Origin of the sequence: Sorangium sp. So ce394 (genome assembly GCF_051474665.1) — a bacterium.
Lineage (GTDB): Bacteria > Myxococcota_A > Polyangia > Polyangiales > Polyangiaceae > Sorangium > Sorangium cellulosum_D.
The window spans coordinates 4,125,193-4,142,800 of sequence record NZ_CP150339.1; the positions used below are offsets into that span (position 1 = coordinate 4,125,193).

Annotated in this window: 10 protein-coding genes; 2 read left to right on the top strand and 8 right to left on the bottom strand. The window is 73.7% G+C overall.

Annotated features, from left to right (window positions below; genetic code table 11):
* Positions 1 to 19 precede the first annotated feature (19 nt).
* Positions 20 to 1,315: an endonuclease/exonuclease/phosphatase family protein gene (locus tag WMF33_RS15355; RefSeq protein ID WP_437337824.1), complete on the bottom strand. Its 1,296-nt coding sequence runs from the start codon at positions 1,313 to 1,315 to the stop codon at positions 20 to 22.
* A 532-nt stretch (positions 1,316 to 1,847) separates the two neighbouring features.
* Here WMF33_RS15355 and WMF33_RS15360 point away from each other — a divergent pair.
* Entirely contained in the window at positions 1,848 to 3,773 is a 1,926-nt protein-coding gene (locus WMF33_RS15360; protein WP_437337825.1) for a PE-PGRS family protein, read from the top strand.
* 118 nt (positions 3,774 to 3,891) lie between these two features.
* Here the strand turns inward: WMF33_RS15360 and WMF33_RS15365 are convergent, their stop codons facing one another.
* Positions 3,892 to 4,281 carry a KGG domain-containing protein gene (locus WMF33_RS15365; protein ID WP_437337826.1) on the bottom strand — a complete coding sequence of 130 codons (390 nt, stop codon included), beginning with the start codon at positions 4,279 to 4,281 and terminating at the stop codon, positions 3,892 to 3,894.
* 1,363 nt (positions 4,282 to 5,644) lie between these two features.
* Between WMF33_RS15365 and WMF33_RS15370 the strand changes: the two genes are divergently transcribed.
* Positions 5,645 to 6,670 carry a phosphatase PAP2 family protein gene (locus WMF33_RS15370; protein ID WP_437337827.1) on the top strand — a complete coding sequence of 342 codons (1,026 nt, stop codon included), beginning with the start codon at positions 5,645 to 5,647 and terminating at the stop codon, positions 6,668 to 6,670.
* A 57-nt stretch (positions 6,671 to 6,727) separates the two neighbouring features.
* On the opposite strand, the gene WMF33_RS15375 is transcribed toward WMF33_RS15370, so the two are convergent.
* The 6 genes from WMF33_RS15375 to WMF33_RS15400 form a co-directional block, all read right to left on the bottom strand.
* Complete coding sequence (locus WMF33_RS15375) at positions 6,728 to 8,491, bottom strand: ABC transporter ATP-binding protein (protein ID WP_437339486.1); 1,764 nt, start codon at positions 8,489 to 8,491, stop codon at positions 6,728 to 6,730.
* 253 nt (positions 8,492 to 8,744) lie between these two features.
* Positions 8,745 to 9,080, bottom strand: a complete 336-nt coding sequence (locus tag WMF33_RS15380; RefSeq protein ID WP_437337828.1) for a 4Fe-4S dicluster domain-containing protein — start codon at positions 9,078 to 9,080, stop codon at positions 8,745 to 8,747.
* Between the two features lie 11 nt (positions 9,081 to 9,091).
* Entirely contained in the window at positions 9,092 to 10,729 is a 1,638-nt protein-coding gene (locus WMF33_RS15385; protein WP_437337829.1) for an FAD-binding protein, read from the bottom strand.
* A gap of 270 nt (positions 10,730 to 10,999) precedes the next feature.
* The gene (locus tag WMF33_RS15390) at positions 11,000 to 15,604 is read right to left on the bottom strand and encodes a hypothetical protein (RefSeq protein ID WP_437337830.1); all 4,605 of its coding nucleotides are present in this window, start codon (positions 15,602 to 15,604) and stop codon (positions 11,000 to 11,002) included.
* 13 nt (positions 15,605 to 15,617) lie between these two features.
* Positions 15,618 to 16,238: a peptidoglycan-binding domain-containing protein gene (locus tag WMF33_RS15395; RefSeq protein ID WP_437337831.1), complete on the bottom strand. Its 621-nt coding sequence runs from the start codon at positions 16,236 to 16,238 to the stop codon at positions 15,618 to 15,620.
* A 32-nt stretch (positions 16,239 to 16,270) separates the two neighbouring features.
* Positions 16,271 to 17,605: a P1 family peptidase gene (locus WMF33_RS15400; RefSeq protein WP_437337832.1), complete on the bottom strand. Its 1,335-nt coding sequence runs from the start codon at positions 17,603 to 17,605 to the stop codon at positions 16,271 to 16,273.
* Positions 17,606 to 17,608 lie beyond the last annotated feature (3 nt).

Consider the following 17,608-nt stretch of genomic DNA (forward strand, 5'->3'; position numbering starts at 1 on the left):
CGAAGGGCGCCCGGGCGCGTCATGTGTCGCGCCTCGACAGGGTGACGAGCAGCCCGTAATGGTCGGAGAAGCCGCTCTTCACCTTCTTCTTGCCCGCCTCGATCGTGAGGTTCGACCGCATGATCTGGGCCCCGCGCGCGTCGCCCTCGAAGCCGCGCAGCAGCACGTGGTCGATCAGCAGCCCGCGGGTGCCCTTCCCCCCGTCGAGGGGGTTGTCGAAGCAATACGTGCACTTCGCGTCCCCCTGGGACGCGTAGGGGTTCACGAAGCCGCGCGCGAGCAGCCGGTCGTAATGGGCGGGCAGGCGCGCCGAGATCGAGGGCGCTTTGGCCGGGCCGGTGTTGAGATCGCCGAGCAGCGCGGTCGCGCCGCGGCCGCCCGTCTTGCGATCGATGTAATCGAGGAGCGCGTCGATCTGCGCGGACTGGTCCTTTTGCCACGACGTGTTGCGGGGGTGCGGGACGCCCTCCAGGCTCGCCGTGAGGTGGGTGCAGAAGACGTGGAGCTCGCCGACGGAAGGGGGCGAGATGCGGGCATAGAGCACGGCGCGCCGATCGATCGCGGACGGGAGCACCAGCGCGTCGCGCTCGAGGATCTCGGCGTTCGTCAGGATGGCGGTGCCGGAGGCCCCGGCGTAGGCCTCCACGGCCGTCGCGCCGCCGGCGCGCGCGGGGGGACGCGCGCCGGCGGCGCTGTTCGTGCGTGTGCGAAGGCACGCTCGAGCAAGCTCGTCAGGCCCCTGCCGCGGGTTCGCGGAGAGGCAGTTGAAGCAGTCGGGCGACAGGCTGGTGAGCCTCGCCGAGCAGCTCTGGAGGAGGCACGGGAGCAAGGCGTGCTGGGTCAGGCCGGCGCAGCTCTTCGCGGCGCACGCGACGAGCGGCTCGGTCTCCTGCTGCGTGCAGCCGCCGTCCTCGTGGCCCGGGGGCAGCCGGAAGGTATGCGGCAAGGCGCTGGACGTGGCGGAGACGAGCCGCTGCCAGTGCTCCTCCAGCCAGAACTCCTGCACGCAGAGCAGATCCGCGGGCTGCTCGGCGAGCGCGCGGATGAGCGGCTCCGCCCGCTCGTCGACGTATTTGAGCACGCCCATCGCGAGCCCGCCGTTGTAGGTGGCCACGCGAAACGGCGACGCCTGCTTCGGCCCGGCGCTGCCGCGCGCCGCGTCCTCCGGCGCGCCCGGCTGCGGCGCGGCGGCCGGCAGCGCGACGCCGCCCTCGGGCGCGCCGGCGCTCTCCAGCGCGCGGCTCTTGTCGCCGCTGCACGCGGAGAGCGCGAGCGCACCGAGGATCGCCGCGCTCCGAAGCCAAGCCGTCTGCATCAGGCTGCTGCACGATGCAGATCGCGTACCGCGGTCGCCCGCCGCCCCGCACGGCGCGCTCGGCCGAGGACGTCCCGCCTTCGCGCGTGGGCGCGGTGAGGCATTCCGCCACAATGGGACAAAGCTGCACCGGGCAGGGCGGCCGCGCGTCGAGCGCCGACGCGCATCGTTGTGGGGGAGCGACGCGCGGGGCGCGCGCTCGAGGTGGGGGAGCGAAGCGCGGGACGGGCGCTGAGGCGAACCGCGGCGCGCTGTCTCGGGGCGCGCCGCGCTCGCGCGGGGCGCGCTGTGGAATCGGGACGTGCCGTGGAGGCGGAACCGGAGGTAGCAGGTTGTCGCCCCGGATTTCGCCGAGACAGCTGTTGATTCGAACGGCGGGCACGCGTACTCCAGCTTCACGACACAGCGGATAGGACGTTCGACACCCCACAGCGATGGGGGACCGGACCGTCCTTGGCTCCACCGAACGCCCCGCGGCGAGGGTTCTTCGTCGAGACATGGAGGAATGATGAGAGAGCGCTTCGTGACGAGAGTGGCCCAGATTGCTCTGCTGACGAGCATGGGGCTCCCCGTGGGCTGCGGCGGCTGCGACTCGGAGCCTGACGACGGCACCACCGCTTCATCGAGCGGCGGCGGTGAGGGCGGTATCGGCGGGGAGGGCGGCGTCGGCGGGGACGGGGGCGCGGGGGCCAGCGGTGGCGACGGTGGATCCGGCGGGCAAGGCGGCTCCGGTGGCGCGGGCGGCGACGGCGGGCAAGGCGGCTTCGGCGGCTCGGGCGGCGCTGGCGGGCAAGGCGGCTCGGGCGGCGCTGGCGGGCAAGGCGGCTCGGGCGGCGCTGGCGGGCAAGGCGGCTCGGGCGGCGCTGGCGGGCAAGGCGGCTCGGGCGGGCAAGGCGGCGCTGGCGGCGCCGGCGGCACCGGGCCGGGCGGCGTCGGCGGCTTCGGCGGCGCGGGCGGCACCGGCGGCGCCGGGCCGGGCGGCGTCGGCGGCTTCGGCGGCGCCGGCGGCAGCGGCGGCGAAGGCGGCGGCGGCGAGCCTCCCGAGTTCCTCGGAGACGCGCTCTGGGGCGCCAGCGCCGGCGAGGAGAGGGGCGAGCGCGTCGAGGCGATCGCCGCGGATCAGGGCGAGAACGTCGTCCTGGTCGGCGGCTTCCAGACCGCGATCAACTTCGGCGGCGACGCCGACCGCCTCGTGAGCGCGGGCCAACACGACATCTTCGTGGTGAAGCTCGACCCGGCCGGGGGCCACCTCTGGAGCAAGCGCTTCGGCGACGCGTCGGATCAATACGCGATCGCGGTGGCCACGGATTCGAGCGGCAACATCGTCATCGCCGGCGAGTTCGAGGGGACCCTCAACTTCGGCGCGGACCCGGGCACGGCGCTCGTGAGCGCCGGCGAGCGGGACATCTTCGTCGCCAAGCTCGACCCCGACGGCAACCACCTCTTCAGCAAGCGCTTCGGCGACGCGCTGGACCAGTACGCCTCGGCGTTGGTCGTCACCGCGGAGGACGAGATCGTGGTCCTCGGCGTCGCCGACGGCGCCATCAACTTCAGCGAGGATCCCGGGGCCGAGCTCACGGGCACCGGCAGCGACGGCGCCGTCGTCGCGAAGCTCGACGCCGCCGGCGGCCACCTCTGGAGCAAGCGGTTCGGGTCCCTCGAGAGCTGGCAGCGCCTCGCCAGCCTCGCGACCAGCGGCTCGGCCCTCTACGTGGCCGGCGCGTTCGGCGGCAGGCTCGCGCTCGACCACCGGCTCCTGGAGAGCGCCGTCAGCGGCGTGACGACGGGCGCCGGCGGCGCCGGGGGCGGCGGCGAGCCGATCTACAGCATCGACGGGCTCGTCGCCCGGTTCGATCTGGCGTCGGGCAGCCTGGTCTGGGCGAGCTCGCTGGGCGCCGCCGGCGAGCAGTACGCGAAGTACGTCAGCGTCGGCGTCGACGGCCACCCCGTGGTCCTCGGCAACCACCGGGCGCCGTTCCAGGTCGGCTCCATCGACGTCGAGCACACCGAGGCGGCGGGATACGACCTCTACGTCGCCCGGCTCGACGCCGATGCGGGGGAGCCGCTCGCCGCGCGCGCGTTCCTGTCCGACGGCGACGAGTTCGTGTGGGGCTTCTCGCAGGATCCCTGGGGCAACCACGTGCTGAGCGGCTACTTCACGAGGTCGCTCTCGCTCGGCGGAGAGCCCCTCTCGGTCGGCGCGCCCTCGACGGGCGACGCGTTCGTCGCGAAGCTCAGCCCGGACTTCTCCGAGGAGCTCTGGTCCGATGTCTACCGGGATCAGTTCTTCTCGTACGCCACCGCGCAGGCGGTCACCGCCGGCGGAAACACCGTGGTGGCGGGCCTCTTCTGCGGCGAGCGGCTCGAGCTCGGCGGCGGGCTCCCCGCCCTCGAGCACAGCGCGCCCGCGCGCGATCGCAACAACGGCGACGTCTTCCTCGTCACCCTCTCGCCCTGACACCCTCGAACGGCCGCGCGGAGCTTCGTCGAGCTCCGCGGGGCGGCGCGCGCGAGCAGCTGGCGAGCCCAGCTGCCGCGCGTACCCGCGCGCCGGCGGCCGCCGGCAGCGGCGCCGATCAGTGGGCCTCGTGGCTCTGCTGGACGGCCTGGATGTGCTGCTCGTGGCTGCCGCCCTGCTCGCGCTCGCCCTCGGCCTGCGCGGCGCTCGCGTTGCTCGAGCCGTCGCCGCGCGCCTCGCCGCCCTTGCGGCCGATCTGGGCCATGTGCCCGCGGTTCTGGCTCACGGCCGCGCCGCCCTTGCGGCCGATCGCGGCCATGTGCTCGCGGTTCCGGCTCACGGCCGCGCCGCCCTTGCGGCCCGCGGCGCGGGCCTCCTCGGAGCTGAACTCGTGGGCTGTGCCCTTCTCGTGCGCGGCCTTGCCACCCATGCTCGCGATGGCACGCTGCTGCTTCTGGTCCATCGCCGCGAACCCGCGACTGCTGCTCTGCCCTTGTTGCTGTGCCATGATAGGTCTCCTTGGTGTCTGGCGCATCGCTCGGCGCCGGCGCGGGACAACGCAGCTGCGGCACCCTGCCCGATCTTCGCTGAACGATGTCGGCAGGAGGGGTAACTGCAACGTGGATGCCATGGAGTAGAACCCATGGAAATTGGGCCTCTCCAGCGCGGATCCAGCGAGAGCTCCCGGGGATCGCCGCGCGAGCCCGCGGTCGTCCCGGGGGCGTCTCGCCCAGGGCGAACGACAACGGTGCGCGTCGGCGCAAACGCGTCGCGACGCGGATCGCGGGCTTCTGCGCCGCTCAGCTCGCGAGGCGCGCTGCTCAGCCTGGCCGATCCAGGTTTTCAGCAGGAGATCCGCGTCGCGGCAGACTGCCCCACCGGCCGTGGGCGCGCGGGCCATCGCGCCTCGTCCGCGCGCCGCCGAGATCCGCGGCGAGCGGACGCGCGCGAGCTCACGAGCTCAGCGCGTTACGTCTGGCCTTCAGCGCTCGCCGTCGCGCGGATGAGGCGGCTGGCCGCGCTCCCCGTCGGCGCCGCGCGGCCGGCGGTGCGCCGCCGTTCATCCGGAGAGATCGCCGAGGAAGAAGAGAAGGTGGGAAGGCGGGAAAGTCATCCACGTCGCCTCACCGCGCCTTACCCACCGTCACGCTCCACCGCGCGATACCGCGCGACACCGCACCGCGACGCCGTCACGGCGCCGCGCCGCCATCGGGATCGCCGGGGCCAGCGCGCGTGGGCCTTGACGATCGAGAGCAGCCGCGCCTCCTGACCGCGACGGGCACGCCGCTCAAGGCCCATCGTCAGGCCGAGGTGCACGCCGCTGAGGGAGGCGCGCAGCGCGACGCGCACGCCGCGGAGCGACGCTCGCCCGGGCGCGCCGTCGGCGGGTTGACATTGCGCTTCTCGCGATCGTGATCACCGCATCACCGGCGTCCGACAGGCGCGATGGGTACGGCGAGCACGCAGATCCTGCGGAGCTGCAGTCGCGCAGATTCTGCGCGCTCCGCAGCTCGGCAGTGAGGATCAGAAAGCGAAAGCGCACGGTGGGACGCGTAGGACCTGCGCCGCTGCGTCGCCGCGTTCGCACGCGCGAAGCGGCGCGCTGCGCGTTCGCACGCGCGGCGCGGCGGCGGGCCGCGCCCGGGGCGCGTCGCTCCGGCGCGCGGCGCGGCGCCCGCGGCTGTCGCGCAACGCGAAGCAGCCCGTCAAAAACTCGACGTCCGCGTGGCCTCCGAGTTGCTCTCCAGATGCGCGCGCTCGTCACGGATGTCACGGCGACGCCACACGTGATACAGAGCGACCTGACGCAACGGACGCAACGGACGTAGGCGACCCACGCGCGCATCACGCCATCCCTGGAACATTCCCGTATGCAAGAGAGGCTGACAACGGACTGTGATAAAGTCGCCGGCTCCCGCGGCCTGGTCGACATCGAGCGCCCCGGCACGCTCCTGAAGGACGCGCTGCGCGGCCTGGTCGCCGTGTTCGCCCTCCAGGACGCGATCCTCATCGGCTACCTCGTCGTGACGACGGTCTGCCTGCTCGGCGCGCCGCCCTCCGAGGTGCAAGCGCACTGCGTGCACCGCAATCTGGCCGCCATCGTCGCGCTCGTGTCCCTCTGCGTGTTCGTGCGCCGCGCGACGTTCGTGCCCAGCCTGCTGCGGAGCGTGGTTTACCGGCTCTCGCTCGTCGGCACCTTCCTCCTCAACTACCTCTCGCTCCGGACCATCCTGCCGACGGTCCGGAGCGACAGCCTCGACGCGGAGCTCCTCCAGCTCGACCTCCTCCTCTTCCGGTTCGAGCCGGCGCTCTGGATGGAGCGCTTCAACACGCGCCCCGTCGTGGAGTGGTTCTCCTTCTTCTACTTCAGCTACTTCTTCATCTGTTTCACCTCGATGGTGCTGGCGGTCTGGGTGGCCCGCCCCGGCCGCGGCACGACCGAGTACGCGGTCGGCACGTCGATCGTCTACTGCGTTGGCCAGCTCGGCTACATGGCGGTCCCGGCGTACGGCCCGATCCAGGCGCTGAGCCACCTCTATCAGGGGCCGCTCGACGGCGGCTTCTTCTGGGGGTGCGTGAGCAGCATCGTGCAGGCCGGCGGCGCCATGAAGGACGTCTTTCCCTCGCTGCACACGGCCGCGCCGCTCTGGTTCGCCCTGTACACGTTCCACCGCGCGCGCACGGACCGGCGCCTCTTCTGGCTGGCCGTGGTGGCCGCCTTCTTCTCCTTCAACATCATCATCTCCACCATGCTCCTCCGCTGGCACTACGCGGTCGACGTGGTCGCCGGCGTCGCGCTGGCCACGGGGGCGGCGTGGCTCACGCCGCGGCTCGTCCGCTGGGAGGAGGGCCTCCGCGCCCGCATGGACCAGCCGCAGCCGTGGAGCTTCCGGTAGCCGCGGCGCCTCCGGCGGCGGCGGCGCCGCCCGCCTGAGCCGCCCGCGCGCCGCGCCTCACGTGGCCGGGACCGCGCTCTGCGCCGCGGCCGCCTGGGCCCGCGGCGCCCCCCGGCGCTCCTCGGCGCCCCCGTCGGGCAGGAAGCCGTCCGACTGCTTGCTCCAGAGCCGCTTGTAGGCTCCGTTCCGCGCCAGCAGCTCGGCGTGGGTGCCGTCCTCGATGATCCGGCCGTCCTCGAACACGAGGATGCGATCGAGGTGGACGATCGTCGAGAGGCGATGGGCCACGACGAGCACCGTCTTGCCCTTCATGACCCCGTCGAGCGTGTCCTGGATGGCCTTCTCGGTGATGGAGTCGAGGCTCGACGTCGCCTCGTCGAGGATGAGGATCGGCGCGTCCTTCAGGATGACCCGCGCGATCGCGATGCGCTGGCGCTGGCCGCCCGAGAGCTTGACGCCGCGCTCGCCGACCATGGAGCGATACTGGTCCTTCATCTGCGCGATGAACTCGTGCGCGCGCGCCTTGCGCGCCGCCTCGACGACCTCCTCGTCGGTCGCGCTGAGGCGCCCGTAGCGGATGTTGTCGAGGAGCGTCCGGTGGAAGAGGCTCGGGTCCTGCGGGATCAGGCTGAGCTGCGCGTGCAGCGCGTCCTGCGTCATGTCGCGGATGTCCACGCCGTCGATCAGGATCTGACCGGAGTTGATGTCGTAGAGGCGCAGGATGAGGTTGACGAAGGTCGATTTGCCGGAGCCGGAGAAGCCGACGAGCCCGACCCGCTGGCCGCGCGGGATCGTCACGCTGAGCCCCTCGAAGATCGTGTCGTCCGGCGTGTAGCCGAAGGTGACGTTCCGGAGCTCGATCCGGCCGCGCTCGATGCGCGGCGCGACGGCGCCCGGCCGGTCGACGAGCTCGTGGGAGCGGATGATGGTGTTCACCCCGTTCGCGACGTTGCCGACGAACTCGAAGAACTCGAGGAAGCGGCGGCTCAGGTTGCGCGCCTCGTTGATGATGAGGAGCGACAGGCTGGTCGCCATCACGAACTCGGCGACGCCGATGGCGCCGCGCTGCCAGAGCGCGAGCGCGTAGTAGAGCGTCCCCACCTTGAGCAGCGCGGCCGACGCGAACTGGAACCAGCGCACGCGCTCGGAGTACCAGTTCGACCGGCGCACCGCCCGGAGCTCCCGGACGAGCTGCTCGTCGAGGTACTCGCGCTCGAAGCCGAGCCGGGCGAAGAGCCGCGCGCTCGTGAGGTTCGTGACCGAGTCGACGACCTTGCCCGTGGTCTCGCTCCGCGCGCCCGCGGCCCGCACCGCGTGCGGCTGGCAGCGGGTCGCGAGCCAGTAAGAGATGCCGACGAACAGCGCCGCCCAGGCCGAGACGAACGCCGCGAGCTCCGGGTGAGCGCGGTAGAGCAGGCCGATCGAGACGGAGAAGACGATGGCGATCGGCCAGAAGTCGAACAGGATGGCCCACAGCGTCTGCGAGACGCCCATCGACGTCTCGCTGATGCGGTGGGCGAGCGCCCCGGCGAAGTTGTTGCTGAAATACCGGTGGGAGTGGTGCTGGAGGTAGGCGTAGAGATTGCGGGTCACGTTCTGGCGCTGCCACGGCCCGACGAGGATCTGGCAGAGGCCCGCGACGCGGCTGAACAGGAACTCGCCGGCGATGAGCGCGACGAACAGCGTCAGCGGGCTGCGCAGCTGGCCGCTCAGCGCGGCCCGGTCGCCGTCCGGCGCCTGCGTCACGCCCTTGATCACCTGCCCGATGGCATAAGGGATCATGATCCCGAACGAGGCGTGGGCCGACTCGAACACGAACATCGCCAGATACCAGGCGCGGTATCGGCGGACGAAATGAAGGATGAACCGAAAGGGCGTGTCCGGCAGCGCCGGAGCGCCGGGGGCGCGCTGCAGAGAGGTCTTGGATTCCACCGCATTGTCCTGGGCGCCTCGCGCGCCCTCATGGGCCGACGGTCGTCTGCTCTTCCACCCCGCGCGGCGCCCGCCCCGCGCGGGCAGGGCGCCCCGCGCGGGGAGGGAGAGCGCCGGCGCAGGGAGCGTCACGCTGTTGTGTTCACTGCCCGGCCGTCACGGCGCGGAACCGGAACGTGGGGTCGCGATCCGTACCGCCGGGCCGCGCGGCGCGCCACCCGAGGTGGTGCGCGTAGCTCCCGAGGCGGCCGTCCTGCGCGAGCCGCTCCTCGGCGACGGGATCGCGGCGCTCGGCGAGCGGGCTCACGTAGAGCGCGTCGGTCGGGCAGTAGAGCTCGCACATGAAGCAGGTCTGGCAGTCTTCCTGGCGCGCGATGACGGGCGCCGCGCCCGGCCGCGCCTCGAAGACGTTCGTGGGGCAGACCTTGACGCAGAGGTTGCAGTCGATGCAGCGGGCGTCGCTCAAGAGCTCGATCATGCGAGGTCTCCTCAATCAGGGGCGTCAGAGGCGTCAGGGGCGGGCGGGCCGGACCCGTGCGTAGGCCGGCGCGGCTCGACCCAGATGGACGAGAGCCCGCCGGTCGCGAGGCAGTGGGCCTGGTCCGGGTCGGTGTGCGGCAGGTCGGTGCGCTGGTGCAGGCCCCGGGACTCGGCGCGCGCGAGGGCGCTCCTGTAGCAGAACCGCGCCGTGGCCAGCAGCGCGGCGGCCTCGCGCGCGCGGATCCGGGCGGCGCCGGCGGCGTGGAGGTGCGCCTCGGCGTCGCGCCACGCGCCGTCGAGCCGCTCGACCGAGGCCGCCAGCCGATCGCCCCGGCGGAAGAGGTTCTTGTCGAGCGGCAGCACCTCCTGCTGGACGAGGTCGATGATCTCTTTGGCGAAGGGCCCGCCCGCCGTCCCGCCGGGCCGGAGGCCGACGGTCCCGGCGGGGCGCACGGCCCGCGCGGCGGCGCGGTCGCCGAGGCGCTGCGCGAAGCGCGCCGCGGCGCGGCCCGCCCAGGTGCCGCTCGAGATGGCCCAGGCCGCGTTGGGGCTCCCGCCGCCGCTCGAGGCGCCGACGATGAGCTCGCGCGAGGCCGCGTCGCCCGCGGCGTAGAGCCCCGGGACGCCGGTCGCGCACCCGTCGTCGACGATGCGGATCCCGCCGCTGCCGCGCACCGTGCCCTCCGAGCGGAGGGTGACGGGGAACCGCTGCTTGAACGGGTCGATCCCGAGCCGATCGTGGGGCAGGAAGCAGTTCGGCTGTCCGTCGCGCAGCCAGCGCTGGATCTCGGGGCCGGCGCGGTCGAGCACCGCGTACACCGGCCCTTGGCGCAGCGCCCTGGCCACCGCGAGCATGCGATTGCCCCGGCTGTCGATGACCTCGCCCGATTCGGTGGTGAAGGTCGCCCAGAAATAGGGCAGCCCCTTGGTGACCGAGGCGTAGGCGGGGCTGATCCCGTATTGCGCCGAGAACTCCATCCCGGAGAGCTCGGCGCCGACCTCGGCGGCCATCAGGGTGCCGTCTCCGGTGTTGACGTCGCAGCCGAGCGCCTTGCTGAGGAACGCGCAGCCGCCGCTCGCGAGGACCACGGCCCCGGCGCGGATGCGCCAGGCGGCGTCCTGCTGGCGGGCGTGGCCGGCCGCGCCGGCGACCACGCCCTCGCTGACGAGGAGCTCGAGGGCAGGGGCGTGGTCGAGGATGCGGACGCCCGCGCGCCGGAGCTGGCGGCGCAGGAAATACATGTAATCGGGGCCCCGCAGGTTGGCGCGGTATTGAAGGCCGCTGTCGTCCAGCGGAAAGGGATAGCCCCACTCGGCGAGGCGGTTGATCTGCTCCCAGGTCGCGTCGAGGACGCGCGCCATCCAGTCGCGGTGCGCGAGCCCGCCGCTCCGCGCGAACCTCGCCTCGATGGCGCGCTCGCGCGCGTCGCCCTCGGGCGTCACGTACCAGGCGCCGGTGTTCGCGGGGGCGGTGGCGCCGGAGGTGCCGCAGTATCCCTTGTCGACGAGCGCCACGCTGCGCGCGCCGCTCGCGACGGCCCCGAGCGCGGCCCACGCGCCGGCGGGGCCGCCGCCGATCACCAGGACGTCGGCGACGTCGTCGATTTCGGAGGCGCGAGGTGGGGACGGCGTCGCTGGGGTGCTCATCGGGGATCCGCCGCGGCGGGCCCAAGCACCGATCGGGCCAGCGCTGTGGCCGGCGTGGACGTGCGGCGGGGGGCTCGGCTGCTGCCTCAGCAGCAGCCGGGTGGTGATCGGCTGCTGCGGCGCGCGCAGGACAGGATCGGTGTCGCCAGCGCCTCGCGGCGCGGCCGCGTCGCGCGCGCGAGATGGGCGACCGCTCGGCGCGCCCCTTCGCCAGCGGACCGCGCGCGGGCAGGTCGGGCCGGGGTCCTCGGGACGGGCGCCGACGGTCGTTCAGACCAGGAAGGCATGAGGCTGGCAGTTCGGACACCCCGCTTGGAGCGGGGCGGCCAGCGGGCCGGGGATCCCTTGATCCCAGCCGAGGGCGACGTGGCCGTGGGGGCTCGCGGCGTCGGGCTGCTGGGACGCGTGCGCGAGCTGCGCGGTGTTGCGCCGCTCGGTCCAGCCGTGGGACTCGTAGAGGGCCACGGCGGCCGGGTGGGGATGCCCTTTTGCGCCGGGCGCCGCGAGGTAGTAGTGGTGTCCGTCGGCGCGCGCGACACCGTAGGAATAGGCGATCTTCCCGCTGGCGGGCATGGCGCCGAAATTGGGGAGAGCGGTGCCGGACCGGGCCGCGTTCACGGCCGCGTCGACGAGGGGCGCGCTCACGTTCAGCGCCTCGGCGGCCCCGCTCGCGGCGCCTGCGCTCGCTGCCCAGTTCCTCGGCGTCCAGGCGGCGCCGGGCACCCCGAGCGACGCGGCGCCCGGCGCGAGCGGGTTCGCGACGCCGCCCGGCGCGGCGGTCATGATCTTCCGGAGCGCGTCCGCGACCGCGTCGCCGATGGTGCTCTTCCACTCCCGCTGCATCGCGAGGATGTGGCCCTCCACGCTGCCGGTCCCGCCAACCGCGCCGCCGACCACGATGGCGGCGGCGAGCTCGGCGTCCAGGGTCGTGGCCGGCGTGGTCGCCGCGGTGACGGGCGCAGGGAGCACCGGCACGAGGGTGGCGAGCTTCCGGTCGCGGAGCGGCGCGAGCAGACCCGCGAGCGCCGCCGGACCGAGCGGAGCCGCGAGCCCCACCTGCGCGGCCGCGAACGCCGTTGCGCCGCAGAGGCTCGCCGGCAGCGTCGGTTCGAGGTGCGCTCCCAGCAGCGCGGCCGCCGCCACGGCGAGCCGGCGCTCGGTCGCCGAGCCGCCGGCCCCGGCCACCTGCGCCTGCACGGCGGCGATGCACGCGCCGGCCATGGCGGCCTCCGAGCCTGCCACGACCGCGCCGGCGGCCACCGCGCTCCTCATGGTGGCCGCCGCCTGTCCGGCGCGGAGCTGCGCCGTGGCAACGGCGTTGCAAGCCGAGGTCGCGAGCGGGCCGAGGGCGGCGTTGCCCAGCGCGGTGGTGACCTGCGCGGTGTTGTCGCCTGCCACCGCGCGCCGGGCGGCCAGGGAGATCTGGGCAGCCGTGGGACCGGCGGCCGCCGCCGCGGGGTCGAGGGCCACGGCGGCGGCGAGCGCCACGGCGACCACGCTGCCGCCGTCGGCCGTGCACTGGATGGCCGCGGTCGCCGCCTTGACGGCGTCCGAGCCGGGGGCCCACGGGATGTGCTCGTGGTTCCCGCCCAGTTCGGTGATCGCTCCGTGGTGAACCGCCGTGAGCGCGACGACGAGCGGCGGCGGGTTGAGCGCCTGCGAGCGGACGTTGCTGAAATCCGCGTCGCCGGTGAGCAGCACGTACTTCTCCGCCGCTCCGTGGGAGACGGCATGATCGAGGACGGGCCGGAGGGCTGGACGCGCCAGGAGGGGGGCGGCCAGCACGGCTGCGGCGACGATCGGGGTCAGGGCGTTGTCCTCGATGGCGACGGCGTCGGTGACCGTCTCGAAGACGAGCGGCGCCGCGGCGCGGGTGATCCCGACCGCCGGCACGCCCGCCGCGGCGGCGATCACGGCGGCCGAGACGGCGTCGAGCTCCCACAGCGCGATGCGGGGGACCGCGCCGGCCGCCGCCTTCACGACCGACCCGGCGGACGCCCCGGGCTGCCCCGCGGCGGTGTGCGCCGCGAGCGCGGCGTCCACGACCTCGCCGACGGCGTTGGGAGCGTTGCCCGTCACGGTGGCATCGACGATGAGCGCGGCGCGCCCCGCCGCGTGGTTGGTCACGGCGTGGATGGCCGCCGTGTGGGCTGTGGCCGCGTCGGCGGGCGCCGCGGCGGCGGCCACCGCGGCGGCGGCGATGGCCGCCACGGGGTTTCCAGCCGCGTTGCCCGCGGCGGTGCTGATCGCGGCCGCCTTCGTCTGCGCTTCGGGCGCGGCGATTGCCGCTTTCACGGTCGCGGTCACCAGGGTGCTGGCCTCGGCCGGCGTCAGGTTGGGAACGACGATGGACCGCGCGGCGGTGTCGGCCACGTTCACGGCGCCTCCGCCTGCCACGGCGAGTCCGGCGGTCACGACCTGGGGCGTCGAGCCCGGAGCGTTTCCCGTCACGACGGCATCGCCCGTGAGGGCGACCGCGCCCCTCGCGTGGTTGGTCACGACGAAGCTGGCCGCCGTATGCACCGTGGTCGCGTCGGCGGGCACCGCGGCGGCCGCCGTGGCCGCGGTCGCGGTCGCGGCGACCGGGGCCCCGGCAGCCACGGAGGCGTCCGCCGCGATCGCGGCGGCCACGATGGCGTCCCGCGCCGGATTGGCCGCGAGGTGCCGCACCCTGGCGAGCTTGGTGGCCCGATTCCCCCGGGTCTTCTCGGACGCGAACTCCGCCGTCCTGGTGGCCGCGGCGGCGGCGATCGCGATCACCCTCGCGCCGGCGCCCAGCGCCTGGGCCTGCGCCGCGGCCGCGCGCGCGACCGCGGCGATGGCCGCCTTCATCTCGGCGTTCTCGAGCGCGGTGTCTACACCCCTCACCAGCAGGCCGTCCTCGAGCATCGTGGCGGCCGCGTTGGCGAAGGTCAGCGGCCCGCATCCCCCCCAGCCCGCGACCCCCGCCGCGTTGCCGGCCGGCGCCGCCGCGGCGCCGAGGACGGCCGCCGCCGCGGCCGGGTTGTCGTCGACACACACGTACATCGCCACGCCGGAGTTGTTCTTCTCCCCCTCTCGATAGGCGTTGTTGCCCTGGCACCGCTCGAGGAAGCCCCAGGGGAAATGCATCTGCGAGCCGCCGCCGGCCACCCAGAGGTGGAATTCACCCCCGTGGTGGAGCACGCGGGCGATGGTCTCCCGGACCTGGCCTGCGCCCATGTGCTGCTGCGGAGCGAGCCAGCGCCGGCGGTAGAGGTCGTGCTGGTAGCGAGCCAGCTGCATGTGATCGAGATCGAAATGGGAGAGGATGATCAGCGGATCGTGGCAGAGGCAGAGGCGCGTGTCGGGCACGGGCCAGCTCCCGAGTTTGTTGTCCGGAAAACCCACGTCGTAATAGGCGATGACACGTCCCTGGTTGTCGTGAAGGGCGTTGCAGCCGCCCTGGCCGACGTCGAAGACGGCCACGAAGGGCTGCTGGCCTCCTGCGATCACCATCGGGTTCGGGAGCTGCGCGGGCGGCGGGGCGCCGTTCGGCGGGCTGCCCACATAGGCCATCGCCGCGCCGCCCCGCCCCTCCTCCCGAGGGCGGGGGCGGCGGGTGGGTGCGGCGAAGGTCGCCGGCAGCGCCCCCACGCCCGCGAGCGCGAGCGGCGGCCCGCCATCCCACGGAAACCCGCCGAAGAAATCGCGAATCGCCTCGACGCCCCGCTGCCAGGCCGCCTTCGGCCCCGCGAGGAGCCGGCGAAGGAGCTCCGGCAGGCTCGTCCGGAAGATCTCCCTGGACCCGGGCCCGGAATCCCCACCGCTGGTCCCCGGTGACCCGTCGCCGAACGAACCCTCGCTCTCGAGGGCCATGGCCGTCGGTCCCGGTCGCCTCCGGCGCCCCCGGAGCGGCGCCGGCCTTCTGGGCCTCGCCTTCGCCGCGAGCTGGGGGAAATGCAGCGCCTTGATAGCGCCCTGCGTGATGCGCCAGAGGTCCGGGGACGAGTCGGGCAGGCGCCTCGGGACGCCGGTGAAGAGCCCTGCTTCGCGCACGTCGCCGGAGGGGTTCATCCCGAAGACGACCAGGTCGCCGACGTACTTCGCGTCCGCGCCCCGGGTCCGGTGGATCTCGACCTCGTACCAGTCGCACTCGACCGGCAGCCCGCGGCCGAGCTCCGCCGCGGGGATCACGTACTCGAAGGAGGCGACGGGGGCCTCGTCTCCCGCCTCCAGGACCCGGAGCAGGTACCAGGAATAGAGCGCGTGCAGGAAGCTCATCTCGTCGGTCCGGAGCTTCGGAAAGACGTCGTCGAACTTCCTGCCGCGGAGGATCTGCACGAGCCGCTCCGCCGCCCGATCGTTGACCAGCTCGAGCCAGACCTTGTTCATCCAGCCCCGATCGACGCAGTCGAGGCGCACATGGGCGCGATCGCCGTCGCTGCGGCTGATGGAGTCGACGAACGCGTAATAGCGCCGCGGTGGGCGGGTGTCGAAGGTGTTGCCGCCGCGGCCCTTCGCGAGCGGCCTCGCCCGGGTGGGGAGGTGGATGAGCATCTCGAGGACACGCCTCTTCCTGACGCCCTTCGACTTCCCGCCTCCGGGCTGCGTGAGCGCCCTGGAGATGACCTCCTCCAAGGAGGGGCCGCCCTCGAGCAGGGCGATCAGCTCGCGATCCTGCTGGAGGAGGGCGGCGATCTCGGCGGCCTGCTTCCGGTGCCAGAGGCGCCCCCGGAGCGGGACGGCGCTCTTTCGCCGCAGCCTCCGCACCAGGCGGATGATCTCGGCCGCGACCTCGTCCTTGTCGCTCTCCGGCCGGCGCAACCGGCCCTTCAGCGCGCGAAGGTGCTTCTTCTGCGTACGGATCCCGCGCGTGCGGACGCCCGGGGGCAATCGGTGATGGATGCGGGGCATGCGGTCTCCGGCTTCAGGAACCGTGGGCGTCGAGCAGCGCGCGGCGGGTCTGCTCGTCGAGCGCGCCCGTGGCCTCGAGCGCGTGATCGCGCTGGAACGAGGCGACGGCGCGCTCCACGTCCTCCGCCGCGGCGGCGGGCTCGCGGAGGTAGCCGAGGTTGGCGAGCCGGGCGCGGGCGCCCGCCGTCGAGGCGTGGGGAAGGAGCTGGCCGAGCGCGAGCTCGTGGACCTGACCGTCGGCGAGGACGAGCCGCCCGGCTCGTGCTCCCGGGGGGATCCAGTGCTCCAGCCAGCCGCCACCGTCGGTCTCGCCGGAGAAGCAGAGATCGTCGACCCGGAGCTCGTAGGCGAGGCCCACGCGGGGGACCTCGCCCGAGAGGAGGCGAATCCGCAGCTTCTCCGGCACGCCGCGGCGGCGGAAGACGTGGCGGCGCCCCGTGGCGCACGCCTCCTCGCGGAGCCGCCGATCCGGGATGGTCACCCGATCGCCGGGCTCGAGGACATAAGGGCTCTCCCGCTTCGCCCGGAGCGCGGCGTTGTCGGCGTGACGCCAGATCGTGTCGATCGTGAAGCCATGACGGTCGGCGATGCTGGCGGCGCACTCACCGATCGAGACGACGTGTTGCCGGGGCACGATCTCGAATAGACGCGCCGGGGGTGGGGCTGTCAAGGCTCCGCCGTGGTGCGAGCCCGGGGCGCAGCGACGTCGCGCCCGAGCGTGCCAGAGCCTGGCGCCGCGAGCCTCCCGTGCCTTCTCATCACCTCGCGCAGCCGGTCGAGCGGGATGGCGTAAGCGACGTGGTCGTCTTGCCCGAACGTCGTCGTCGCCATGGTCAGCGCGTTGAGGATCGCCTCTTCCACCGCCTCCTCGGCCGCCTGGAACACCGGGTTGAGGCGCCCGTCGTCCACCTCGCGGAGCGTCCGGGTCAGCTCCCTGGGCTCGGCCGCGATCCTGTTCCCCGTCGCGAAGGCCAGGAACAGGTCGCCGCTCCCGTCGCGGGAGATCGTGCCCGTGCGCCCCACCGCGAGCGAGACGCGGCGCGCGACCCGCCCGAGCTGCCGCGCCGACAGGGGCGCGTCGGTCGCGACCACGGCGAGCAGCGAGCCCTCGCTATGGTAATCCGGCACGGGCAAGAGGTCGCGGATCTCCTGGCCGACCGGCACGCCGTCGATCCGCAGCTCGCCCCGCGCCCCGAAATTGGCCTGCACGATGGCGCCCACGATGAACCCGCCGGCGGCCTCCGGCACGACGCGCGAGGCCGTGCCGATACCGCACTTGAAATCGTAGCAGATCATGCCCGTCCCCCCGCCGACCGCCCCCTCCTGAACAGGCCCGTCCGCCGCCTGCTCCGCCGCCGTGAGCACGTCCTCGGCCGACACGTGCAGCCCCCGGATGTCGTTCAACGCGCTGTCGTCGCACTCGCCGACGATGGGCCCCACGGTGGGCTCGTCGATGCCGATGGCCGGATAACGCCGGAGCATGTACTGGACCGCCCCGTCGAACGCGCGGCCCACGGCGAGCGTGTTGGTGAAGACGATGGGCGACTCGAGGACGCCGAACTCGTTGACGTAGTGCAGCCCGGTCATCTCCCCATTGCCGTTCAGGACGAAGCTCGCGGCAGGGAGCTTGTGGTGCCAGAAGTCGTCCGACGTCGGCAGGATGACCGTCACGCCGGTCCGCACCGGCCCCTTGCCCGGGGCGAGCCGGCCAGCGCCCCGATGGTGGGTGACGTGCCCGACCCGCACGCCGGGGACATCGGTGATCGCGTTCAGCCTGCCCGTGGGCAGGCGGCCGATGACGATGCCGAGCTCGCGGGCGCGGCGGCGCGCGCCGTCGGCCGGCGGCGCCGCCGCTGGCCGCGCGGAGGGCGAGGGAGGCGCGGCGGGAGGGGAAGGGGAAGGCGCGGAGGGCTGGGGCCGGGCGCACGACAGCAGCCCGGGCGACGAGACGAGCGCGGCGGCGAGCGCCGCGCCGGCGGCGAGGCTGAGGCGACAGGGCATCGA

What these genes read in the sequence shown, in the direction of transcription:
- WMF33_RS15355 (WP_437337824.1), bottom strand. Translation starts at nt 1,315, where the DNA reads ATGCAGACGGCTTGGCTTCGGAGCGCGGCGATCCTCGGTGCGCTCGCG.
- WMF33_RS15365 (WP_437337826.1), bottom strand. Translation starts at nt 4,281, where the DNA reads ATGGCACAGCAACAAGGGCAGAGCAGCAGTCGCGGGTTCGCGGCGATG.
- WMF33_RS15370 (WP_437337827.1), top strand. Translation starts at nt 5,645, where the DNA reads ATGCAAGAGAGGCTGACAACGGACTGTGATAAAGTCGCCGGCTCCCGC.
- WMF33_RS15375 (WP_437339486.1), bottom strand. Translation starts at nt 8,491, where the DNA reads ATGTTCGTGTTCGAGTCGGCCCACGCCTCGTTCGGGATCATGATCCCT.
- WMF33_RS15380 (WP_437337828.1), bottom strand. Translation starts at nt 9,080, where the DNA reads ATGATCGAGCTCTTGAGCGACGCCCGCTGCATCGACTGCAACCTCTGC.
- WMF33_RS15385 (WP_437337829.1), bottom strand. Translation starts at nt 10,729, where the DNA reads ATGAGCACCCCAGCGACGCCGTCCCCACCTCGCGCCTCCGAAATCGAC.
- WMF33_RS15390 (WP_437337830.1), bottom strand. Translation starts at nt 15,604, where the DNA reads ATGCCCCGCATCCATCACCGATTGCCCCCGGGCGTCCGCACGCGCGGG.
- WMF33_RS15400 (WP_437337832.1), bottom strand. Translation starts at nt 17,605, where the DNA reads ATGCCCTGTCGCCTCAGCCTCGCCGCCGGCGCGGCGCTCGCCGCCGCG.